The sequence below is a fragment of the Rhizobium sp. G21 genome (assembly GCF_014158035.1).
Lineage (GTDB): Bacteria > Pseudomonadota > Alphaproteobacteria > Rhizobiales > Rhizobiaceae > Rhizobium_E.
This window is the reverse complement of the sequence record NZ_JACFXW010000001.1, coordinates 64,024-84,382: the sequence shown is the minus strand read 5'-3', so window position 1 is coordinate 84,382 and position 20,359 is coordinate 64,024. Positions and strand designations below refer to the sequence as shown.

Below are 20,359 nucleotides of genomic sequence, written 5' to 3'. Positions count from 1 at the left end.
GTCACCCCGAAGCTGGCGTGACCTTGTAGCGCGAACGCTTGATGCCTAGGGACGCGTCGCCCCGCCAATGCCCGCGCACAAACTCCACCTTGCCCATGCGCACCCTCAGATGCGCGCGGCAGAAGTGCAGCGCCCGTTCGCCGGTCAGATGCGCCTCAACGCTCGGTGCGCCGGATACATCTTCAGTCTTGCCGACCTCAAGCTTGATCTCTGTCCATGCTTGCAATGGGAAATGCCCCATCACGCCTCGGCGCTTCAAGAGTTCGCGCTCCAGGCCGCGATGCGGCATGTGCTGTCTGCGCCCGATGATTTTGGGCGTATTGATCAACGCAAGAGCCGCATAAGCCCTTGTCGCCGCAATATGCATATCCTCTTGCTCGGACAAATCCAGAAGCGAATCTTCCGGTGTCGCCCGGCTGTAATTTGATACGCGGTCAAATATTTTGGCGCTGCTAAAACAAGAAAATGTAAAAACGCTCGGTCGCACATAAAAAGAGTCCTTCAGAAGAAAGAACTCAGCCTCCCTATCGGAGCCTGCTACCTTCCTTTCAATATCCTCGTGAAGACCGTAATTTATCGTAGAAACACAAATTGACGTGTCAGGCCGCTCCTCCAAGAAGAACGCGAACCGGCATCCACTTAGCTTCAACTCAATCCATGTTTTTGACGCAGGAAGGAATGTTTCGGAAAAATCTAACCCGATACCTTCATCAATTTCCTTATCCACAACATCGTCGATGAGCTCTTTGACTTCCGTGCATTCGAATGTCTGCACACCGGACAGCCTACCCCAAAGGTTTACTGCTGCGCGATTATGTTCGTCATAGTGGATGAAGCGTTTAGATTTCAGCCCACGCTTCATGAAGGCCAGCAACATCGGTGTCATTCTGTGACCTCCCACCAGCCCGCCTTCACCAGTTTGACAAACGGCGTAAGATTCGCTGGCAACTTGGTGAAATCGATCCGGCAGTAGCGCGCCCACGAATGCAGTGCGCAAAGCTCGGTCTTCGCCACAATGAAAACGAAGTCGCCCCTATCAGGATCGCCGACTGCCCAGAGCGATGTCGACACCATGGCCGCAGCCGGCTCCGCAACAGCAGGAAGCGCCGGCGCGACAATCGCGGCGGCGCTGCTGGCCAGGAATGCGCGTCTGGAGATCCTCATGCCCCACCCCCAAAGCCGCCGCCGCGCCTATACTCCCGCCACCCGTCGAGGATCCGGCTCACCACCGCCTCGCTCACGCCCAGCTTTTTCGACAGGCTCGCCGTGTCCCAGCCCTTTTCGCTGGTCAGCAGCAGCGTCGCGCCCACGATGGCGTCGAGATCGGCGTCGGTGATCGGCATGCTTTTCTCCCGCGCGCAGATCGCGGCAAAACCCATGTCAAACACCAGCCCCGCCCAGCGCGAGCTGGTCATGCCGCGCGCGGCGGCCTGCTTGTCCAGCGTTTCCTTGGCGCGCTCCGGCACGGTGAGCGTAATGCCCACCGTCTTGTGCATCCTGCGATGTCGAGGAGGGGCCACGCTCATGCCGCGCCCCCGGTGATCCGGCTCAGCATATCAGCCGTCCGCCGCTGCAGCTCGATCAGCATCGGCGTCAGCTCCGCCCGCTCCTGCGCGTCGATGCGCAGGTCTTCGACGGCCCGATACGCCGCCTCGATCGTGCGGCTCGCCTGCGCGCCCAGCGCCACCACCTGCGCCGGCGAAACCGAATGCTCGGATCCGTCGTCCTTCACCAGCCGATAGCCGAGGATCCGCGCCGCCTCGCCGATGATCAGCGGCTCGCCGCAAGCCCGGTCGGCCTCCACGGCCACGTCGAGCGGCATGAAATCATGCTCATGCTCCTCGCCGGTGGAGCCGTATTTCGACAGCGCCGAGACCTTCACGCGCGTCAGAAACTGAAAGGCCGAAAGCCCCACGAATTTCAGCGCCGCCGCCGTCATGCCCTTGAGCGCCCGGCGCTCGATGTCGGAAATGCTGCGAATGGGATGCACGAAAACCCCCTGTAAACAGGTCAAGGAAAAAACTGTCGGATCTGATTCCTCGCCTTTTCCCGCGAGGTCGGGATTTATGTCGCCATCAACGCACCCACGGAGAGCCGCGACATGACAGAGAAAAAAGCCCCCAGCCGTCAGGAGGTCCGCCATATCCGGCGGAAGGTCCGCCACATAAAGCCGCGACGGCTGGAGGCAGGCGCTCGCCACATCCACACATATGGCGAGGAGGGAACGTGTTCATTCGGCGGCCTCCCGGCTCGCACTGCGCGCGGCCATCAGCTCCAGAATTCGGCTCTCGTCATGGAAGTCGGACGCTACGAGGTCGATAGAGTGACACTTGGCGAACTCCAGCAGGCGGCGCTGTTCACGCGCAGGGATCAACCCTCCCGTGCCTTCGCGAGCGCTTTCCGGATAAGTCCAGCGGTAAACGCGAGACACATGCTTGCCCACAATCCCCGCCACGACGCGCGCGCCGCCGAGGAATTCAATGATTGATCTTGCCGGTTCCATAGCCATTCGCAATATTTGCGATGATCGCAATTTATTGTCAAGCAAAGTTTGCGAAACGCGCGATAGCCATTTATGCGATTATCGCGAAAATGCGAGCATGATGGATGAACGCAGAAAAATCAGGGATTGGCTCCAGGCGGAGCTCGATCGCAAGGGTCACGGCGCCAAGGGCGCCTTGGCGCGATACCTCGGCATTCGGTCGGATGCTGTCTCCCGAATGCTCAATACGGAACCCGGCAAGGAGCTGCGCGAGATCAAGGCCGAAGAGCTGGTCAAGATGTCGGAATTCCTTGGCTCCGCGCCGCCCGATCTTGACGCGCAGCTCAAGACCGTCGAGATCCCACAGAACCGCGTCATGGTCACGGGCCGCGTCGCCGCCAATACATGGATCGATGTCGGCGAAATGGATTTCAGCTATGACGACATCGAGCCGATACCTGCGTCGACGGAGTATCCCGTCGAATGGCAGTTTGGTCTGGTCGTCGTCGGCAATTGCCTCAACAAGATCGCCGCGCCTGGCGCGCGGCTCGATTGTCTCGACATCATCAGGGCCAATTACACGCCGGCTCCCGGCGACCTCGTCATTGTCGAGCGCCGGAAGTTCGCGGGTCAAATGGTGGAGCGCACTGCAAAGCGGCTGCGTTGGGGGCCGGCAGGCATGGAGTTATGGCCTGAAAGCCATGATCCGGCCCACCAGTCGCCCATTGTCCTCGCCGATCAGTCCGATGATGTCGAAATACAGATCATCGGCAAGGTGCTATGGATTGTCAGTAAACCCTGACTGCTGGTCACAGGACAAGATTCTCTCTGTTGAGGTCGTCCTTGTCGATGCCTTCTATGCGCAAAGTGCTGGAGGTTTGATAATAGTCTGACCAGCCGAGATTGATGACGACATCGCGACCATCCTCTCTCACACGCTTGTCCATAAACTGCTGCCAGCCGCCATCAAACAGCGCCGAAAGGTGAATTGTATCGTGGTAAAAACCTTGCGCTTGGAAATCGTCGATGACGTCGCGTTGTGAATACCCGCTGAAGTAAAATTCGTCCGCTCCAGCGCCGCCCCGATAATGATCGTTCCCTGCCGCCATGTAAAACTCGTCATGGCCGCCTTTCCCGTCGACGAATGCGTTGCCGAAATTATCCCAGATGACTTCGGAACGTTTCGTGCCGATAACGCTCGTATCGCCGAAATCGCCATCGATGCGCTCACCGAAATCGTTGGCGTCCTCCCGATTATCCACTTGAATGAGCAAGGGAAGTGAGCCAGCTTCATACCACGCGCCATGCTCGTCGCGCACCCGAATGTCAATCCGGTATTCCGTCTGGAATTCATAGTCGAGGACGCGGGTCGTCACCAATTTGTCTCCCACGAGTTTGAACGCGCCATTGGCGTCGTCAGTCAGTTGATACCGGATCTTGTCCCCGTCAGGATCGTGCGCATAAAGACGCCCCACCACTGATCCCGCCTTCAGCCCCTCGCTGATATGACCGTCATCAATCCATGACCACATCGGCGGGCTATTCTTATTTGCCATGACATCCTCCCCACATCGCAAACAGTGATATGCACGCTAACGGTTCAGGTCGCATTTGCAATAGGGAGTTGTTTTGGGCGTTTAGAGCGGCTCGCCTTAACCTTGCATTTTCGCGGTTTCGTGCCTAGGCTTGCTTATCCTTTCCGGAGCCTGCGCCAATGCCTGTTCTGCTCATCGTGATCGCCTGCCTCCAAATCGCAGTTTTCCTTCTGGCGGCGGCCACATCGAGCAATGCGCTCAACAGCATTTTGTCCGCGAATGGATACCATTTCAGCATCATCCTTCTCGCGCTTGGCTACATTGCTCTTCTCCTGCGGCGCATCCACTGGGATATCGACGAACAAAAGCGGCTCCAGCGTCGCGCCGTGGACGCCTTGACGGCTCCTCCATTGGAGCCGACGCAGGCGGCGCGACCTGTGCTTGCCGCCTGTCCGAATTGCCGCCGTCCTATCGGCGCCGAGGATGTGATTTGCGAATGCGGGATGAAGCTGTCCTAAGTTCCGGTTTCCGCCGCAAACTACAATTTTGCGATGTTCGCAAATTTCCTCATTGACAATTTTACGCGATGATCGCAATTATCTGCGCATCGACACCGCTTAACCTCCTCCCAAGCAGCGTCGAAGGGCCGCGTTCTCATCCTCCTCCCGAGGACGCGGCCCGCCCGAAATCCACCCCTTGCCGCCCCGCCGGCGGCAGGATCGGAGACCGGGCGGCGCATCGGCCCCCAATCCTGCGCGCCGCCCGGCTCCGGTCACCCCACGACGGAAAGGAGACGTGATGCAGATGTTGAATTCAGACAGCGATGCCCGCGGCGTCTTCGGTTGGTGCGATGACCTGCGGAGCGCGATGCGCTCTGTGCGTGGCGGGAAGCTCGCTCAGCTTTTTATAGTCATAGCCGTCATACGACCAGATCTGACCAAAAACGCGATGTGTCCAGGGAATGAACAGGCGTTCGGATGTGTCAAACTGTTCCGTCGCGCCGATGGCATCGTTATAGGCCTTGGAGTCAAGCGCCCTCAGCACAGGCGGTTCATCGCCGGCGATGCGGGTCATCTGCGATTGCCAGTTGGCCAGTTGCGCATCGTCGGCGTCCGGATGCGCCTCGATATCGGCGAGCAGATGGTAATATTCACGCTGCAGGCTTTGATGATCGCGCGCCTTGCCGCCGAAATCGAATACCAGCTGAAGCGCGCCGACCGTTGCCACCAGCGCCCCCACTGCCGTCTGCGTCATATCAATGCGCACGAGCAGCATAAAGCTGGTCACGGCTTGCGCGCCGAGCGCGATGATCAGAAAGTTGAACCATCGGTTCCATCGGTCAAACGTCAGTCTTCGAGACGTGTGGTAAAGCGCATTTCTCAAAACGTTGAATTTGACCAGGTCGCGGTTCATCTCAAATCCTCATGGTTTGCCGCCTCCCGGCTTCGGGGGCGTCGGAATTGGCTGCCGTGGACCGTGCCCTGCGCCGGCTCCGCCAATGCCGTTGTTCGTCGTCAACACGGGCTGGCGCGTGCCTTGGGATTTGATTTCCACAGTTGGCTGACGCGTTCCCATGCTGTTGATGCTCTTTGTAGTCACTCACGATCGTCTCCATATGGTTTTGGCATGTGGGGATGGCAGGCGTCGGGCCGCAGTGCGATGCGGGCCGACGCCGATCAATTACGCGCTCAAATTGCGCTTCGACCGCGCTGCCGGTCAAGCGGAAATTGCGCGGCCTTCCCGCTCTTTTCACCGCAAAGTTTCAAAACGCAAAGGAGAAACCCGCATGCGCCAGCCCATCACCGACGCCAACATCATCCGCCATCACGACGCCGTCGTCGCGGCCCTCGCCGCAGGCGAGATCGCCTTGTCCGACATCCGCCCCGCCGCCGCCACCACCTTGCGCGACACCCGCGAAGAGATGATCCAGTTCTTCCTCGAAAACCCCCAATGCACCCGCGAGGACATGGCGCTGGCCGGCTTCGACGATCGCCAGATCGAGCGTTGGGGCAATGACGCCCGCCGCGAGGCGCAGCGCCGCTGGAGCCGCAGCGCCGCCTGAGGCGACCGGCTCCGGCATCGCCCGCCGCCTTGCATGACGCGAGGCGCCCCCGGCGGGCGATATCGGAACCGATCTCCAGAAGGATCACGCTGATGCGAAAATTGACGACGCCGGCGCACCCGGCGAATGCGAACCCGCGCGCCGATCACCCCTGCGGCCACGCGCTGTTCGGCGCCTGCCGCGACCAGGCGACATGCGCCCGTCCCTGTTCGCGCCAGCTCCAGGCGGAGGCGAATATCATCCACCTGCCGCCCGCCCGCCACATCCTCGCCCGCCGCGACACGCTGGTCGCGGCTATCCTCATCACCGCGCTTGCTATCGCTTTGTCTTGGTCCGTCTGCCTCGACACATGGCCAGCCGTCATCGCTGCGGGAGCAGGGACATGAGCACCCCCATCCTAACGCCGTCCGCCGAAGCGCTTGCGCAAACCATTTGCGCAGCCATCGGCGCGCATGAAAAGGATGACCTGATTTCCGCGCTGGTCTCCATTCTCGCGGCAGCAATCGTCGACCACCCCGATTGCGAAGGGCCGAGCGACGCCGAGATCATGGCGGACTGCATCTGCGACGCGCTCATGGATGTCGTCGTCGCCGGCGCGGGTGGAAAGCTCGCACATGGGAGCTTGCAATGATGCCCTCCGCCGGCAAGAGCCTCAATCAGCGCCGCATGGATCGCCTGCGCGCCAGCCTTGCAGGCAGCGCTCCTGATTACCGCGTCGAGGCCGACGCCGACGCCACCCGGCTCTATGAGCCGGAGACGGGCGCGCTCGTCGTCACCGTCCACCACGCTGCGCCGTATATTGATCGTGACCGCGTCCTCGCAGCCATCGACAACATCGATTGGTTGCTCGGCTGTTACGATCGCCTCATTGAAAAGCTGCGCGCCAAGGCGGATGCTGAGGCCGCCCGTCAGGCCGAGACCGAGCGGCAGGAGAATAAATCCGACCTTGCCCGCGCTTGCGCGATCGAGACGCAAAAGCCCGCTTTCATCCGCTTCCTGCGCGAGCGCACTGGCCTTGAAGACGCCAGCGACCAGTTTCGCGTCGACACCCACGTGCGCTTCCTCCTCAAGGTCGCCAGCCGCACTGAGCTCAACACCGACCCCGACGCCGCCGCCCGCTGGCGCAGCCTGAGAGCCGAATTTCAAGCATGGATGGCGACGCCATGACATCCCGCCGCGACCGCATCAGCGAAAAGATCATGAGCCGCGTCCAGATCGACGAGGTGACGGGCTGCTACGTCTGGCAAGGCCCGACCTCCGGCGATACGGGCCGTGGCCGCGACTATCCGCGCATGTCGCTCGATGGCCAGACGGTCGCCGTCCACATCGTCATGTGGACCAATGAGCACGGCTATGTGCCGGGCAAGAAACAGCTCGATCACATTTGCCGCAATCGCCTCTGCGTCCGCCCTGATGGCCCGCATCTGGAAATGGTCACCCACCGCGAAAACATGCGCCGCCGCGACAAGGCGCGCACTAGCCTCATCTCAACCAAAGCGAATTACACCGGGGCGACTGAGCTGAAGCATGAAGAGACTGCAGATAGGCCTTTATCATGAGCAATATTCCATACTGGCCCGCCGCACTCAATCAAGAGCAGGCTGCTACTTATTGTGGCTTGTCGGTGAAGCTGTTCAAGAAGCTTTGCACCGTGCGCCCCGTGCAATACACTCAGTCCAGCCATGGACACAGATATCTGCGCCAGCGGCTCGATGAGTGGATGGCGTCGCTCGATCCCAACGGCCAGCAACCCGTTTCGATCGATTTTGGGGATTTCAGCTTTGGTGGTAAAAGTGAGGCTAAAAGGGCTCAACATTAGGCAGGCGCGCGGCCGCTGGTATGTCTCCTATCGCGCCACCGGCGAAAGCCTGGTCAAGGGATTTGAGGGCACGCGCGAACAGCTGGAACGGCATATGAGCAGCCATGCGTTCCGCCTCGCCCTAACGATGGCCGAAACGCGCGACCGCGCCCCAACCTATGCCGAAGGCACGCTTGGCGCGCTCATTGAATGGTTCAAAAGCGACTGCCCCCGATGGGAAAAACTCAAGCCGGCCAGCCAGGAAGATTATCAGAAGACATTCGATTATCTTGAGAAGGGCCGCTCCGAACGCTTTGGTCCGCTGCTCGACACCCAGGTCTCGCTCATCAATCAACCCGCCGTCTATCAGCTGCGCAACGCCGCCGCCAAAGAGAAATGGGGGCGCTTCGCTGACAAGATGGTCAGCCACCTCTCCACCCTGTTCAAAGAAGCCGTAAAGGTTGGCAAGCTGCCGCTGAACCCGGCCCACGGCGTCGAGAAACTGCACGACGCCGACCCCAACGCCAATCACGAATGGACCGAAGACGAGGTTCAAACTGCCATCTGGCTGGCGCCCGATCATTTGCTGACGCCGCTCATCCTTGCCCGCTATCAGGGCTTTCGTGGCCAAACCTGCGCCGATCTCGCTTGGGGCCACTACGCTCGCGACGAAAAGACCGGCATGGCCTTCACCATCCGGCTGCGGAAGAACAACGAACAGTCATGGTTTCCCTGCGCCACAGAAACCCGCCGCCACCTCGACACGCTCTCCAAGAAGAGCCCGCGCATTTGCCTCAACAGCGACGGCAAGCCATGGGCCAGTGAGAAGGTCATGCAAGGCGCAGTCAGCGATTATCTGACCGGCCTCAAAGCGGATGGCCTCATCCGCGAAGGTTGCACCCTGCACGGCCTCCGCGTCACCTACGCAGCATCGATCCGCCGCCGCGGCTTCGACACCGGCATCGTCGCGGACGCCCTCGGCGACCGTTCCCGCCGCATGGGCGAGCACTATACGCGGCATGTCGAAAAGGAATTGGGGCGGCTGAAAGTTTTCCGGAGATCGAAGGGATAAAGGTAGGCCCCGTGACTCAGCAAGATTTTTCGCGCTATGTCAGAGTAAGAAGTCGGACGATCTTATAGTGGCGAAACCACCAAGAGTTATCGCAATGTCGGCCGAGCCATCACCATCGACATCTGCAAAGATAGTCCGATTGCCTTCTATCACAGACAACCTAAGCTCTCCTGCGTGCTCGGTAAACGATTTTGCACCCAGAAACTCAAAAGCCTGATTGCCTTTTTTATTTTGATTTGCGTCGATCATGCTCAGGTCAATCACATCCCTATCTGATCGAGAAAAGTCGAAAATAGAGTCGCGGCTGGAATAATCTGCAGTGCTGTCTGCGACGCGATTAAAAACGAATTTATCCCTGCCCGCTCCCCCAAATAAAATATCAGCCCCCATGTCGCCAACAAGTGTGTCGCTGCCAACTCCGCCTCGCAACAGATCATTGCCTGTGCCACCGACAATGTAATCATTACCTTTGTCGCCCGTCACTGTATCGTTGTCGAATCCCCCATGAAGGCGGTCTGCCCCGCCGCCGCCAGCGATAACGTCTTTACCCATGTCACCATAGATAACATCGTTGCCGCCGCCGCCTCGCACTCTGTCGTCACCGACATTCGCCGTGATGAATTCAGCCACATTGGCTCCGCGTATATCGTTGGGACCCAGCGTGCCCTCCAGAGTGGCCATCCTACCTGGCTCATGGCTGCCGGTTCCAACAATCGTGATGACGTCTTCATGTCTTACGAAATAATGCAGGGCTTGGTCATATGTCGATTTTGCTGCGGCCGCTGTATCGGCGCCCCCGGGGAAAGTCAGGGTATTCTGGTCAAGATCCACCACCCAGGCCGGCTTCACCGAAGTGAAGGCATCGAAAGGCACTGACCCATCCTCTGGCATTGCGACAAGCTCGTCAGCGGCCGCAGCAAAACGTTTCCCGCCATTGTCCTGAGAGAAGACATTGACAAACGTGTCTTCCACGATTGCCGTTAAACCGGATTCATTCAGGGCGACTTGAACGCCAACCCCGACAGCAATTCCCACCAGCGCTGGCACTGCAATGGGCGCCCCGACGACTGCAGCGCCTACCCCAGCAATCACATAAAGCGTGCCTTGGGTGATTACGGCGCCGACGAGGCCGGTTGCTATCCCCGCACTGACCTTTACTGCCGCCGCTCCCGTGTTTACGCCGAAACCTCCACTCTGCTCAAAATCTTTGGATGCAGCATGCATGAGCGCGCACATATCAAGTGAAGCTTGAACCGCCTTCAGCATTCCGGCCGTTACTTTGCCACCAACTGCCGCTTGTTCCAAGACAGTTTCTGCGGGCATCCCAGGCAGTTTTCGAAGGCTAATCGGGATCTCGGCGTCGCCGACCTCCTCGGCCACCGCCAACCCAAATTTCTTGAGACTTAGCGCCTCGCCTTTACTGACCGCGTCATTGATATCGGAGGCAGCGTTTATGCCTGACAGATATCCGCCCCGGATGCTGGCGATCTTCGCCAGCCCCTCTGACAAACATCCCTTCGCATCCTTCATGGCATCTCTCAGCGTCAGATTGTCTGAGTCACTGCCGGAGAAAATGTCATTGCCGCTGCGCACCTCGACAGTGATAGTTCTCGTTGCCTTGCCGAAATAATCTTGAGCGGTGTAAACGCTTCCATAGAAGTCATAGCTCTCCACCCCGCGAGCAGGCGGCAGTGGAACATTGACGTAGGTGTCTGACAACACCATGTCGAAAATGCTCTCTTTTGTCATGAGAGCGGCCGATCCAAGTCTCTGTCCATTTCTATCGATGAAGGCGGCGCCGATAAACCAATCATTTGTGAGCGTAAAGCTCACGCTCTTGCCAGCGATTGTAGTTTCAAAATATTCGTACCGGGTAATCTCGGGAAGCGTGAACCGAGGGTAAAACTCCCGATACCGATCGCCTAAGACAATCGCTGTGATATAGATATTCTTGCTTTCTACAGCCACGTCGTCCCGCCCTGCTCTCATTCCGCGTAAATCAGCCTAAACGCTGTCAACAAATCAGGCATCACTCAAATGGGTGAACCGGCATGACTTTTTCGCACTGATCACTGATATGCAACAGAGAAACGTGCTGCCATCAGTTTAGTCAAGGATCTCAATAAACACGTCGAAAATGGAGCAACTCATCGACGCCTGTCTGTTTCAGCTTGGTTCGCCACAGAACGTGAGATGAACAGAATTTGCACAACATTTTTGAAGTTGTGCAGGGGCTTGCGAATCTCTGTCGGTAAGGTATTGAAACATAACGCTGCGGACATGGCGGAACTGGTAGACGCAAGGGACTTAAAATCCCTCGGGCTTGCTCGTACGGGTTCGATTCCCGTTGTCCGCACCAAATTTCACCGAGAAACCAGCCATATTTACTGGAAAACCGAGCTTTCTGGCGCCGAGACGGCCAGAACGGTGAGAAATTTGCTATTAAATCTGTAGAAAAGTGATTTTTAGGGATGGTGCGGAAAGAAGTTTTCGATACGTCTGAATTAGCGACGCATGCCCCCTAACTGCGAGCGTCGTCGACGGCAGGGGCCTATCGCCGTTGGCCCCTGCCGTAAATTCATCGCGACGGCAAAGCTTCGCACATCGACATCCGCAGAGACAGCCTCCGACAATGTCGCCCTGACATGACGAACGCGGTTAACGGCGCTTAAACCCAGATCAAAAAGCACCAGTTATCGCAAAATTTACGCAACGGCTTCAAACCCTTTTAATCAGCCTCCTGTATTTTAGCACAATCCAATACGGGAATGGAACTGTTTCCCTATTCCTGTGGCGGAGAGGGAACCAGTCTCAGGTTCCGGGCCACCTTTTCCGCCAGCCGCGCCGGATGAGGTCGGCGCGGTCAGGCAGCGGCGCGAAGAGTTTCAGGCAGACGCCATGCGTGCACGTCATACATCCTTCCTCGCAGCAGCCATTTCCGCCATCGTCCTACAGTTCACGCCGGCGCTTGCGCTCGACAAGCCGGCGGGCGACGTCGTCCTGACGGTGACCGGCGCGATCAAAGACACCAACGCCGAAAACGCCGCCGAATTCGACATCGCCATGCTCGAAAAATTGTCGGGACGCGCGGCGACGCTCGAAACGCCCTGGACCCAGGGCAAGGTCACCTTTTCCGGTCCGTTCATGGCCGAACTGATGAATACCGTGGGCGCGCATGGCAAGATATTGCGCGTGACCGCGCTCAACGATTACACGGTGGAAGTGCCGTTGTCGGACGCCACGGACATCAAGACGATCCTCGCCACACGCATGAACGACGAGCCGATGTCGGTGCGCGACAAGGGTCCCCTCTTCCTGATCTATCCCTTCGATCTCGACCCGTCGCTCTACAACGAAAAATACTTCGCGCGGTCGGTCTGGCAGATCAAATCGATCGAGGTCATCGAGTGATCAGTCTCACGCAGGAAAGCGACGTCATCCGAAAGGCCGGCAAGACCACCGCCGTGCTGCAGGTCTTCGCTGTCCTGCTCCTGGCTCTCCTGGGCTCGCTCTATTACGATATCTCCGCGCGCTACTCGGCATTGCAGAGCGGCATTCGCGAAAACGCCATGTGGTCGGTCTATCAGCTCGACCGCGAGGCGCGGCGCCTTCGCGAGGTCGTTTCGATCGCGATATCGCGGTCGGACACCTCGCATCCACGCAGAAAGAAATGTCGCTCCGCTACGACATCCTGTTCTCGCGCATGTCGATGCTCGAAAAGACGAATTTCGAAGAAAACTTCAAGGTCGACGCTACGGTGCGCAAGCAGCTGACGGAGATCCGCCGCACTGTCTTTCAGAACGCGCCGCTCTTCGACGACATCGTGGCGAGCAAAACGGTCTCGATCGCCAGCCTGCGCATTCTATATGCGCAACTGGTGACGCTGACCGAAAACAGCGAGCATCTGCTGACCTACACCAACAACACGCTCAGCGCCGACCGCGCCGACGCGCGCCAGGCGGTGCAGGCGCTGGAGATGAAATCGCTTACGCTCATCGTGTTGCTGGTGGCCTCGGTCGGCTTCCTGATCTTCACCCTCCGCCGGCAATTGCGCAGCGTCCGCGCGGCGGGACTCAGTCTCGAAACCATGGCGGGCAATCTCAACGACGCCTACCAGGCGGCGGAGTCAGGCAACCGCGCCAAGTCGCAGTTCATGGCGACGATGGGTCATGAAATCCGCACCCCGCTCAACGCCATTCTCGGCATGGTCGAACTGATGGAGCTCAAGAGACTGCCTACGGAGTGCCAGGACAATCTGCGCACCATCCGCGGCGCCGGCGAGGCTCTGCTCGACATCATCAACGAGATCCTCGATTTCGCCAAGATCGAGCACGGCAATCTGGAGCTCGAATACCGCATCGTCGACATCCGTGCGCTGGCCGAATCCGCCGCCGAGATGATGCGTGGCCGCGCCGCCGAGGCCGGCAACACGATCGAACTCGACATGCCTGCGGTGTTCGCCGCCCCCTATATCCACTCCGACCCGACGCGGCTCCGCCAAATCGTGCTCAACCTGATGAGCAACGCCGTCAAGTTCACCGCCAACGGCGTCGTCACCTTGCGCCTCCGCGAAACCGGCACCGAACGCGCGCCACGCCTTCGCATCGAGGTCAAGGACACCGGCATCGGCATCGACGAGAGCGGTCGCATCAAGCTGTTCAAACCCTTCTCGCAGGTCGACGCCTCGATCAGCCGCAAATATGGCGGCACCGGTCTCGGACTGACCATCTGCAAGCAGATCGTCGATCGGTTCGGCGGCGAGATGGATGTCGAAAGCGTGCCGGGCCTCGGAAGCAAATTCTGGTTCGAGATCCCCGCCCCGCGCTCGGAACACGCGCCGCCCAACCGCAAGGCCGACAATGCCGCCGCCGCCCATGCGCTGCCGAAATTGTCGGTGCTCGCGGTGGAGGACAACAAGGTCAACCAGCAGGTCATCCGCCGCTTCCTGGAACATCTTGGCCAGGACGTCGAACTGGCCGACGACGGCGCCCAGGCGGTGGACCTCGCCTCCCGCAAGCATTTCGACCTCATTCTCATGGACATGCAGATGCCCGTCATGGACGGTATCGAGGCGACCCGGCACATCAAGGCGCTGCCGGCGCCCTTCAATGCGGCGCCGATCTGGGCGATGACCGCCAATGCCTCCGAGGACGACCGCATCGCCTGCGAGGAAGCCGGCATGGAAGGCTTCCACTCGAAGCCGGTCTCGATGATCCAGCTCCGGCAATTGATCACCGATCTCGGCCATGCCGCGCCGCGACCGGTCATGGAGACGGGAGCCGCACCCGTCGGGGCCGACGAGGTCGGCGAGGACGGCGGTTCGGACGCCGAACGCACGGGCTGGAAAGGCCCGTTTGAACTCCGCCGCCAGGAAATTGCGGACGCCCTGGGGGATGATGTCTTCCGCGAACTGCTCGACGATTTCTTCGACGATTCGGAACGTCTGCTGCGCGACCTTCTGGCGGCCTTCGACGCCGGCGGACCGGAGAAGCTCGATCCGATGCTGCACAATCTCAAGGGCGCGGCCGCCAATGTCGGCCTGGCCGACATCGCCGACGCCGCCCAGCACATGCGGACCAATCATCCGAGCCGGTCGGAGCTCGAAACACTGTCAACGAACATCGCCAGCCGCAAAATGATGCTGGCGGCTTAGGGGTAGACCATGCGCATACTTCTCGTAGACGACAACAAGACGAACCTGACGATCCTGACCAAGCTGGTCGAAAAGCTGGAAGGGTGCATTCCCCTGCCCTTCATCAGCCCGGAAGACGCGTTGTCGGAAATGCCGGAGCTGGAATTCGACATCGGCATCGTCGACTTCCAGATGCCGGTCTATACCGGGGTGGATTTCCTGATCGAAACGATGCGCTTCGACAAATACAAGGACAAGCCATTCGTCTTCGTCACGGTCGACACCGATCTCGCCACCCGCATGGCGGCGCTGAACGCCGGCGCGATCGACTTCCTCACCAAGCCGATCAACCCGCTCGAATTCACCGCGCGCATTCGCAATCTCGTGGCGCTGGCCGACGCCCGCAACAAACTGGCCGACAAAGCCGAATGGCTGCGCATGGAAGTCGACAAGGCGGTGGGAGAACTCCGCGCCCGCGAAGAGGAGATCATCTATCGCCTGACGCTGGCGGCAGGCTACAAGGATCCGGAGACCGGCCGCCACACGATGCGGGTCGGTCTCTATTCCGAAGCAATCGCCAAAGCGTATGGATTGTCGCCGGATGTCGCCGCCGACATCAGGCTCGCCGCGCCGATGCACGACATCGGCAAGGTCGGCATCGCCGACGAGATCCTGCTGAAGCAGGGCAAGCTCACCGAGCAGGAATTCGCGGAAATGCAGCGTCACACGCTGGTCGGCGGCCAGATCCTGGGACAGTCGCGTTCGAGCCTGCTGCAACTCGCCGCCGAAATCGCCTCGTCGCATCATGAGCGCTGGGACGGCCAAGGGTATCCGCTGCGCCTGCAGGGCGCGTCGATCCCGCTCCCGGGCCGGATCGTCGCCATCGCCGACAATTTCGACGCCCTGACCACGGCCCGCCCCTACAAGGAGCCCTGGACGGCGGACCAGGCGGCGGACCACATCATACGCCGCGCCGGAAGCCAGTTCGATCCGGATTGCGTTTCGGCCTTCAAGGCGGCGCTGCCTGAAATATTGCGCATCATGCGCGACAACTCCGTCGCCGACGACGCGCCCTTCTGTCTTCCCGCGCAGGCCGTCGCCTGACGATGCCGGCCGCGAATATGAAAAAGGCGCCGCGGCGCCCTTTTCCCTCATGCGTTCTCGATCGGATCAGAACTTGAAGCCGACGCCGATCAGCGCTTCATGCTGCTGAGCGTCGACATCCGTGCCGCCGATATTGGCGCTGCCGTAATCGTTGAAGCGATATTCGACGCGGCCGAACATGTTCTCGGTGAACTTGTAGTCAACGCCGGCGCCGACGGTGTAGCCGTGCAGAGCCTTGGTGTCCTTGTCGCCGGTGGCGTCGTCGAGATAGCCGCGAGTCACCGTGTAGCCGGCCGCGCCGTAGAGCAGCGCGTTGTCCATCACGGCATAGCCGACGCGACCGCGAACGGAGCCCGACCAGTCGGTGCCGGTTTCACGACCGCGAACGTCTTCCTCGTTCCACTTGTAGGAAAAGTCGCCTTCCAGGCCGAGCACGATGCTGTTGTCGAGCTGATGGTTCCAGCCGGCGAACGCGCCGAGCGAACCGCCGTTGAGCCAACGGTCGCGGCTCGTCGCGCCGAAGTCGTAATCGCTGTTGGTCCAGTTCGCGCCGCCCATGACACCGATATAGCCGCCGTCCCAGGTGGCCGGCGCGACGATTTCTTCGGTGATCGCCGGAGGCGCCGGTTCGGGCGACACCAGGTCGGCTGCGTGAACGGAGGTCGCGGCGCACAGCGCCACCGCCGAGAGGATCAAAGTTTTCTTCATCATGTTAACTCCTTCGATTTCTCCGGAAGGTCAGGCCTTCCGTCAATCGCCCCCGCCCAAGACGGGCATCGCTGTTGACTATCAGCGGCCCTCTATGAACCCTGACGCCCTGTGAACATCATTCGGGCCCCAAGGTTCCCGTCGGCGGTCGATTTTTCCAGGCCGTGTTTTTCATCTCACAGCCTTTCGTTACGGACACACTCATCGTCGGCAAGCTTGGCGGCTTGATGGCTGAAATGCGGTGATGAGGTGGCGGGCGTTCTCAATCCCTCGGGTGCGGCCATTCTGCATCACCTTTGGTCGAACGCGAAAAAATGCCGCACCAGCCGATTGCATTTGTCACAAGCGCGGCTGGAAAAGGCTAACTCCGCTAAATTTCTAATTTTTTCGGAAACAGGAGATCCAGAACATTGCTCTAGCCTCGTCACATTGGAATAACTGGATCGAGAGCCATGACACAAATCCTCACCGTGTCGGCGCATACGGCGGCTTATGCAGCGGAAGCCTTGCGCCCCAATGCGCGCGTCAGCGGCGTCTCTCCCGTCGAGACCGCCACACGGGCTCTGACGCCTGAGCGCAAGACCGCGCCGGACGGAAAGTCGGGCGCGCCGCCGGTCATGTCGTCCGGCATGACGACCTTCTTTCTCGAGGCGGGCGAGAAGCGCCGACAGCCGATGATGACCTATGCCCAGGCGGAAGAGGAATATCGGCTCAATGGCGGCAGGCCCGAAGGGCCCGGCGCGACCAGGGTCGTCACGCGACGGCACAAGGAAGAGGAAACCGAAGACGGTTGAAAAAGAAAAGAGCGGCGACGGGCCGCTCTTTTCCGTTACGTGCCCTGCTCAATTGTGCTGGTGCTTCGTCGCCCCGCCCTTGATATCCATGACGGGAAGCTTGAATTCGACCTTGCCCGCCTTTTCGAACACCAGCGTCATCGACACGATATCGCCTTTCTCGAAGGGATGCTTCGGCCCCATCAGCATCATGTGCAGGCCGCCCGGCTTCAACTCCACCGTCTGACCGGCAGGGACGGGAATTCCGTCCGGCAGCCGGCGCATCTTCATCACGTCGCCCTCCATCGACATCGTGTGCAGTTCGACATGGTCGATATCTGCGACGCCTTCGACCGCCACCAGCCTGTCGTCCTCGGTTCCGCGATTGGCGACGGAGAGGAAGCCGCCCGCCACCGGCTGGCCGGGGACGGTCGCCTTGATGAAGCCTGGCGTGATGTCGAGCGATCCCAGCGTCACCGTGGCGGGCGCGGCGTCATGGTGATGATGCATCGCCTTGGCAGCCACCAGCGTGACCGTCGGGGCCGGGTTCGGAAGATCGTGAGCGTCCTGGCCGGGCGCTGCGACTTCATTCCACGCCGCTTCTGCCCCGTCGCAGACCTGCGTGACGGCGAAAGGAACGACCGCGCCCTCGGCGAGGCCGGCGAACTTGCCGCGCACCGAGAAGATGTCGAAATAATCGTCGGGCAGGTCGCCGCCCTTCCAGCGGATTTCGAGTGGTCCTTCGGTCACCGGCGTATCGTGGTCCTTATATGCCGATTTGTACTTGCCCCTGATGATTTCGAGCGTCCATCCGGCCTTCGGCATCGGTTTGGCGGAAATGAAGCCTTCCGGAAGCGTCAGTCGCACTTCCTTGGTGGCCTTGCCGTCGCAGCCATGCGGGATCTGCAACTGTGCGAGATAATAGCTGTCGGCGGCCGCTTCGCCCTGAACGAGGCTCACATGAGCGAAAGCCATCACGGGGATGGTCGCGAGGGCGGCGGCGGATAGAATGGTCTTGAACATGGGAAATCTCTTCTCTGCGCGATGCGCGAACGTGTTGCCGCGGTTCGCGGCGAAATCAAAGACGACTGTCGAAAGCGTCATGCCGCCATGGGCGGGCCGCGACTCGCCTGGCGCCGGAAAGTCGGCTTGGGCGTGAAAATGCGGAAGGCCGCGGGCGCGGCGAGTCCGAGCAGGTTGAATACGGGCGGCTGGAAAGCGGTGAGGCCGGGCGCCGGCGCGGTGTGCGGCTGCGCGATCAGGCATGTCTTGCAATGATCGGCAGGCGTCGACTGCCGATCACCACCGCCGGGCTCGCACAGCGACGCATAGGATCCATCCGGAAGTTGATATCTGGGGCCGATAGCGCCATCGGCATCCGCGATGGAATGGCTGGAAAAACCGAGCAGGACGAAGGCGACGGCGCAGAGAATGCGCAATATCGCTCCTTTCGCTCGCAAGAATCCCCGCATGATTGTCTCCCCGGATCATGCCTAGACCAAGAATGATCGTCTGAACAGTGGACGTTGCGCCGCATCGAGCCGAACGCGCGTCGCGGCTCCGAACGGCTGGATACCCTTACTGCGACAATTTCTGTGGCGATCGCGCCGTTTCCGCTTGTCATCGGCCCCGCCTTGCGGCTATGGCTTGGTCACCCGATGGGAGAGCCCGCTGCATTGCGGCGGCGCCCGAAGGAGCAACAGCCCCGGAAACTCTCAGGCCAAAGGACCATCGGGTGGGAACAGAACTCTGGAGAATGGCGCATGCGCCTGCCGAAGGGATAACAATCTCAGGCAAAGGGACAGAGGGGGCTTGAGAACCGGAACCGCCTGACCGCGTCCGGACTTGAGCAAGGCGGAAACGCCGAACCCGGGAGACTGTTCGTGACTGAAAGCCCTATCCTCAAAACGCCGCTGCATGCGCTGCATCTATCGCTCGGCGCCCGCATGGCCCCTTTCGCCGGCTACGACATGCCGATCCAATATCCGCTGGGGGTGATGAAGGAGCATCTCTTGACCCGCGGCCAATGCGGTCTGTTTGACGTGTCGCATATGGGTCAGCTGACGATCCGGGCGAAGTCCGGACATCTCTCCGATGCCGCTTCGGCGCTCGAAAGCCTTATCCCGGTCGACATCGCAGGCCTCAAGGTCGGACGCCAGCGCTACGGCTTTTTCACCAACGAAGCCGGCGGCATTCTCGATGATCTCATGATCTCCAATCGCGGCGATCACTTTTTCATGGTGGTCAACGCCTCACGAAAGGCCGAGGACATCGCCCATCTCCGCGCCCATCTCTCTGATGTCTGCGACATCGAGGTGCTCGAAGACCGGGCGCTGATTGCGCTGCAAGGCCCGCACGCCGACCAGGTGCTGGCGGAATTCTGTCCCGAAGTGACCAGCATGGCTTTCATGGACGTCGAGACCGACGATCTCCACGACATCGACTGCATCGTCTCCCGGTCCGGCTATTCCGGCGAAGACGGTTTCGAGATCTCGATCCCGGCGAAAGACGCCGAGACGGTCGTCCGCCGCCTGCTCGACCATCCCGATTGCGAGATGATCGGGCTCGGCGCCCGCGACAGCCTGCGGCTCGAAGCCGGCCTTTGCCTTTACGGCAACGACATCGACGAGACGACGACGCCAGTCGAGGCGGGGCTGACCTGGGCGATCCAGAAGGTCCGCCGCACTGGCGGAGCGCGCGCCGGCGGCTTCCCCGGCGCCCATCGCATCCTGGCGGAACTGGAGAATGGCCCCGCCCGCCTCCGCATCGGATTGAAGCCGGACGGCAAGGCGCCGATCCGGGCGCATACGAAACTCTACGCCGACGAGGCGGGCCAACATCTGCTCGGCGAGGTCACCTCCGGCGGCTTCGGCCCGAGCGTCGATGCGCCCGTCGCCATGGCTTACCTGCCGGTGAGTCATGCCGCTGCGGGAACGCGGGTTGTTGCCGAGGTCAGAGGCAAGTTTCTCCCCGCAACCGTCAGCGCCCTGCCCTTCGTGACGCCGGGTTATCGGCGATAACGGCGGATGTCGTGCTCCGCCCCTCATCCCCCGGCCGGGACCTTCTCCCCGCATCGCGGGGAGAAGGAGGTTGGAGCGCCGTCGTTGCCATAATCGCCCTTCTCCCCGCATCGCGGGGAGAAGGTGGCGGCAGCCGGATGAGGGGCGGTCGCCGACGCACACCATTCCACCAC

Annotated in this window: 24 protein-coding genes, 1 tRNA gene and 1 riboswitch; of the genes, 14 read left to right on the top strand and 11 right to left on the bottom strand. The window is 60.4% G+C overall.

The genetic code is table 11. From position 1 onward, the window contains the following. Position 1: 1 nt before the first annotated feature. The 5 genes from H2O14_RS00450 to H2O14_RS26915 all read right to left on the bottom strand — a co-directional run bounded on the left by H2O14_RS00450 (position 2) and on the right by H2O14_RS26915 (position 2,503). A complete protein-coding gene (locus H2O14_RS00450) occupies positions 2–886 on the bottom strand; it encodes a hypothetical protein (RefSeq protein ID WP_182826044.1) in 885 nt (294 codons plus the stop codon). Next, positions 883–1,164: a hypothetical protein gene (locus H2O14_RS00445; protein ID WP_182826043.1), complete on the bottom strand. Its 282-nt coding sequence runs from the start codon at positions 1,162–1,164 to the stop codon at positions 883–885. Before H2O14_RS00445 ends, H2O14_RS00450 begins: the two co-directional genes overlap by 4 nt. Next, positions 1,161–1,526: a hypothetical protein gene (locus H2O14_RS00440; RefSeq protein WP_182826042.1), complete on the bottom strand. Its 366-nt coding sequence runs from the start codon at positions 1,524–1,526 to the stop codon at positions 1,161–1,163. Before H2O14_RS00440 ends, H2O14_RS00445 begins: the two co-directional genes overlap by 4 nt. Continuing rightward, positions 1,523–1,990, bottom strand: coding sequence for a hypothetical protein (locus H2O14_RS00435; protein WP_182826041.1), 468 nt, complete (start codon positions 1,988–1,990; stop codon positions 1,523–1,525). The genes H2O14_RS00440 and H2O14_RS00435 overlap by 4 nt, the downstream gene beginning before the upstream one ends. Positions 1,991–2,230: 240 nt before the next feature. Beyond that, a complete protein-coding gene (locus H2O14_RS26915) occupies positions 2,231–2,503 on the bottom strand; it encodes a hypothetical protein (RefSeq protein WP_246697253.1) in 273 nt (90 codons plus the stop codon). On the opposite strand from H2O14_RS26915, the gene H2O14_RS00425 reads away from it, so the two are divergent. Further along, positions 2,481–3,284 (top strand): LexA family transcriptional regulator, encoded by an 804-nt coding sequence (locus H2O14_RS00425; protein ID WP_182826040.1) that lies wholly within the window; start codon positions 2,481–2,483, stop codon positions 3,282–3,284. The two genes, H2O14_RS26915 and H2O14_RS00425, sit on opposite strands and share 23 nt — an antisense overlap. 7 nt (positions 3,285–3,291) lie before the next feature. On the opposite strand, the gene H2O14_RS00420 is transcribed toward H2O14_RS00425, so the two are convergent. Then, positions 3,292–4,038 carry a cadherin domain-containing protein gene (locus tag H2O14_RS00420; RefSeq protein ID WP_182826039.1) on the bottom strand — a complete coding sequence of 249 codons (747 nt, stop codon included), beginning with the start codon at positions 4,036–4,038 and terminating at the stop codon, positions 3,292–3,294. 158 nt (positions 4,039–4,196) lie between these two features. Here H2O14_RS00420 and H2O14_RS00415 point away from each other — a divergent pair, with 158 nt between their 5' ends. Beyond that, on the top strand, positions 4,197–4,535 hold the full coding sequence (locus tag H2O14_RS00415) for a hypothetical protein (RefSeq protein ID WP_182826038.1): 339 nt from the start codon (positions 4,197–4,199) through the stop codon (positions 4,533–4,535). A gap of 295 nt (positions 4,536–4,830) precedes the next feature. Here H2O14_RS00415 and H2O14_RS00410 read toward each other — a convergent pair whose 3' ends face one another. Next, positions 4,831–5,430: a hypothetical protein gene (locus H2O14_RS00410; protein WP_182826037.1), complete on the bottom strand. Its 600-nt coding sequence runs from the start codon at positions 5,428–5,430 to the stop codon at positions 4,831–4,833. A 373-nt stretch (positions 5,431–5,803) separates the two neighbouring features. Here H2O14_RS00410 and H2O14_RS00405 point away from each other — a divergent pair, with 373 nt between their 5' ends. The 6 genes from H2O14_RS00405 (at position 5,804) to H2O14_RS00380 (ending at position 8,949) form a co-directional block, all read left to right on the top strand. Beyond that, entirely contained in the window at positions 5,804–6,079 is a 276-nt protein-coding gene (locus tag H2O14_RS00405; RefSeq protein ID WP_182826036.1) for a hypothetical protein, read from the top strand. A gap of 92 nt (positions 6,080–6,171) precedes the next feature. Further along, complete coding sequence (locus H2O14_RS00400) at positions 6,172–6,465, top strand: hypothetical protein (RefSeq protein ID WP_182826035.1); 294 nt, start codon at positions 6,172–6,174, stop codon at positions 6,463–6,465. Continuing rightward, positions 6,462–6,710 (top strand): hypothetical protein, encoded by a 249-nt coding sequence (locus tag H2O14_RS00395; RefSeq protein ID WP_182826034.1) that lies wholly within the window; start codon positions 6,462–6,464, stop codon positions 6,708–6,710. Before H2O14_RS00400 ends, H2O14_RS00395 begins: the two co-directional genes overlap by 4 nt. After that, a complete protein-coding gene (locus H2O14_RS00390) occupies positions 6,710–7,246 on the top strand; it encodes a hypothetical protein (protein ID WP_182826033.1) in 537 nt (178 codons plus the stop codon). The genes H2O14_RS00395 and H2O14_RS00390 overlap by 1 nt, the downstream gene beginning before the upstream one ends. Beyond that, complete coding sequence (locus H2O14_RS00385) at positions 7,243–7,638, top strand: HNH endonuclease signature motif containing protein (RefSeq protein WP_182826032.1); 396 nt, start codon at positions 7,243–7,245, stop codon at positions 7,636–7,638. The genes H2O14_RS00390 and H2O14_RS00385 overlap by 4 nt, the downstream gene beginning before the upstream one ends. A gap of 123 nt (positions 7,639–7,761) precedes the next feature. Beyond that, on the top strand, positions 7,762–8,949 hold the full coding sequence (locus tag H2O14_RS00380; protein WP_182826031.1) for an integrase: 1,188 nt from the start codon (positions 7,762–7,764) through the stop codon (positions 8,947–8,949). Positions 8,950–8,988: 39 nt separating this feature from the next. On the opposite strand, the gene H2O14_RS28705 is transcribed toward H2O14_RS00380, so the two are convergent. Then, positions 8,989–10,917 carry a calcium-binding protein gene (locus H2O14_RS28705; protein ID WP_182826030.1) on the bottom strand — a complete coding sequence of 643 codons (1,929 nt, stop codon included), beginning with the start codon at positions 10,915–10,917 and terminating at the stop codon, positions 8,989–8,991. Positions 10,918–11,223: 306 nt separating this feature from the next. Here H2O14_RS28705 and H2O14_RS00370 point away from each other — a divergent pair. The 4 genes from H2O14_RS00370 to H2O14_RS00355 all read left to right on the top strand — a co-directional run bounded on the left by H2O14_RS00370 (position 11,224) and on the right by H2O14_RS00355 (position 15,685). Next, positions 11,224–11,308, top strand: a tRNA-Leu gene (locus H2O14_RS00370). Between the two features lie 539 nt (positions 11,309–11,847). After that, positions 11,848–12,360, top strand: a complete 513-nt coding sequence (locus H2O14_RS00365) for a molybdopterin-dependent oxidoreductase (protein ID WP_182826029.1) — start codon at positions 11,848–11,850, stop codon at positions 12,358–12,360. A gap of 259 nt (positions 12,361–12,619) precedes the next feature. Then, positions 12,620–14,602, top strand: coding sequence for an ATP-binding protein (locus H2O14_RS00360; protein WP_246697252.1), 1,983 nt, complete (start codon positions 12,620–12,622; stop codon positions 14,600–14,602). Between the two features lie 9 nt (positions 14,603–14,611). Beyond that, positions 14,612–15,685: an HD domain-containing phosphohydrolase gene (locus tag H2O14_RS00355; protein WP_182826028.1), complete on the top strand. Its 1,074-nt coding sequence runs from the start codon at positions 14,612–14,614 to the stop codon at positions 15,683–15,685. A gap of 66 nt (positions 15,686–15,751) precedes the next feature. Here H2O14_RS00355 and H2O14_RS00350 read toward each other — a convergent pair whose 3' ends face one another. After that, positions 15,752–16,393 carry an outer membrane protein gene (locus tag H2O14_RS00350; RefSeq protein WP_182829233.1) on the bottom strand — a complete coding sequence of 214 codons (642 nt, stop codon included), beginning with the start codon at positions 16,391–16,393 and terminating at the stop codon, positions 15,752–15,754. Positions 16,394–16,845: 452 nt separating this feature from the next. Here H2O14_RS00350 and H2O14_RS00345 point away from each other — a divergent pair, with 452 nt between their 5' ends. Continuing rightward, positions 16,846–17,187 carry a hypothetical protein gene (locus tag H2O14_RS00345; protein WP_182826027.1) on the top strand — a complete coding sequence of 114 codons (342 nt, stop codon included), beginning with the start codon at positions 16,846–16,848 and terminating at the stop codon, positions 17,185–17,187. 48 nt (positions 17,188–17,235) lie between these two features. On the opposite strand, the gene H2O14_RS00340 is transcribed toward H2O14_RS00345, so the two are convergent. Both H2O14_RS00340 and H2O14_RS00335 read right to left on the bottom strand, forming a co-directional pair. After that, complete coding sequence (locus tag H2O14_RS00340) at positions 17,236–18,189, bottom strand: DUF1775 domain-containing protein (RefSeq protein WP_182826026.1); 954 nt, start codon at positions 18,187–18,189, stop codon at positions 17,236–17,238. A gap of 77 nt (positions 18,190–18,266) precedes the next feature. Continuing rightward, positions 18,267–18,638, bottom strand: coding sequence for a DUF2946 family protein (locus H2O14_RS00335; RefSeq protein WP_182826025.1), 372 nt, complete (start codon positions 18,636–18,638; stop codon positions 18,267–18,269). Positions 18,639–18,815: 177 nt separating this feature from the next. After that, positions 18,816–18,907, top strand: a riboswitch (glycine riboswitch). A 142-nt stretch (positions 18,908–19,049) separates the two neighbouring features. On the opposite strand from H2O14_RS00335, the gene gcvT reads away from it, so the two are divergent. Then, complete coding sequence (gene gcvT / locus H2O14_RS00330; RefSeq protein ID WP_182826024.1) at positions 19,050–20,186, top strand: glycine cleavage system aminomethyltransferase GcvT; 1,137 nt, start codon at positions 19,050–19,052, stop codon at positions 20,184–20,186. The last annotated feature ends 173 nt before the right edge of the window (positions 20,187–20,359 follow it).

What these genes read in the sequence shown, in the direction of transcription:
- H2O14_RS00450 (WP_182826044.1), bottom strand. Translation starts at nt 886, where the DNA reads ATGACACCGATGTTGCTGGCCTTCATGAAGCGTGGGCTGAAATCTAAA.
- H2O14_RS00445 (WP_182826043.1), bottom strand. Translation starts at nt 1,164, where the DNA reads ATGAGGATCTCCAGACGCGCATTCCTGGCCAGCAGCGCCGCCGCGATT.
- H2O14_RS00440 (WP_182826042.1), bottom strand. Translation starts at nt 1,526, where the DNA reads ATGAGCGTGGCCCCTCCTCGACATCGCAGGATGCACAAGACGGTGGGC.
- H2O14_RS00425 (WP_182826040.1), top strand. Translation starts at nt 2,481, where the DNA reads ATGATTGATCTTGCCGGTTCCATAGCCATTCGCAATATTTGCGATGAT.
- H2O14_RS26915 (WP_246697253.1), bottom strand. Translation starts at nt 2,503, where the DNA reads ATGGAACCGGCAAGATCAATCATTGAATTCCTCGGCGGCGCGCGCGTC.
- H2O14_RS00420 (WP_182826039.1), bottom strand. Translation starts at nt 4,038, where the DNA reads ATGGCAAATAAGAATAGCCCGCCGATGTGGTCATGGATTGATGACGGT.
- H2O14_RS00415 (WP_182826038.1), top strand. Translation starts at nt 4,197, where the DNA reads ATGCCTGTTCTGCTCATCGTGATCGCCTGCCTCCAAATCGCAGTTTTC.
- H2O14_RS00410 (WP_182826037.1), bottom strand. Translation starts at nt 5,430, where the DNA reads ATGAACCGCGACCTGGTCAAATTCAACGTTTTGAGAAATGCGCTTTAC.
- H2O14_RS00405 (WP_182826036.1), top strand. Translation starts at nt 5,804, where the DNA reads ATGCGCCAGCCCATCACCGACGCCAACATCATCCGCCATCACGACGCC.
- H2O14_RS00400 (WP_182826035.1), top strand. Translation starts at nt 6,172, where the DNA reads ATGCGAAAATTGACGACGCCGGCGCACCCGGCGAATGCGAACCCGCGC.
- H2O14_RS00395 (WP_182826034.1), top strand. Translation starts at nt 6,462, where the DNA reads ATGAGCACCCCCATCCTAACGCCGTCCGCCGAAGCGCTTGCGCAAACC.
- H2O14_RS00390 (WP_182826033.1), top strand. Translation starts at nt 6,710, where the DNA reads ATGCCCTCCGCCGGCAAGAGCCTCAATCAGCGCCGCATGGATCGCCTG.
- H2O14_RS00385 (WP_182826032.1), top strand. Translation starts at nt 7,243, where the DNA reads ATGACATCCCGCCGCGACCGCATCAGCGAAAAGATCATGAGCCGCGTC.
- H2O14_RS00380 (WP_182826031.1), top strand. Translation starts at nt 7,762, where the DNA reads ATGGACACAGATATCTGCGCCAGCGGCTCGATGAGTGGATGGCGTCGC.
- H2O14_RS00365 (WP_182826029.1), top strand. Translation starts at nt 11,848, where the DNA reads ATGCGTGCACGTCATACATCCTTCCTCGCAGCAGCCATTTCCGCCATC.
- H2O14_RS00360 (WP_246697252.1), top strand. Translation starts at nt 12,620, where the DNA reads ATGTCGCTCCGCTACGACATCCTGTTCTCGCGCATGTCGATGCTCGAA.
- H2O14_RS00355 (WP_182826028.1), top strand. Translation starts at nt 14,612, where the DNA reads ATGCGCATACTTCTCGTAGACGACAACAAGACGAACCTGACGATCCTG.
- H2O14_RS00350 (WP_182829233.1), bottom strand. Translation starts at nt 16,393, where the DNA reads ATGAAGAAAACTTTGATCCTCTCGGCGGTGGCGCTGTGCGCCGCGACC.
- H2O14_RS00345 (WP_182826027.1), top strand. Translation starts at nt 16,846, where the DNA reads ATGACACAAATCCTCACCGTGTCGGCGCATACGGCGGCTTATGCAGCG.
- H2O14_RS00340 (WP_182826026.1), bottom strand. Translation starts at nt 18,189, where the DNA reads ATGTTCAAGACCATTCTATCCGCCGCCGCCCTCGCGACCATCCCCGTG.
- H2O14_RS00335 (WP_182826025.1), bottom strand. Translation starts at nt 18,638, where the DNA reads ATGCGGGGATTCTTGCGAGCGAAAGGAGCGATATTGCGCATTCTCTGC.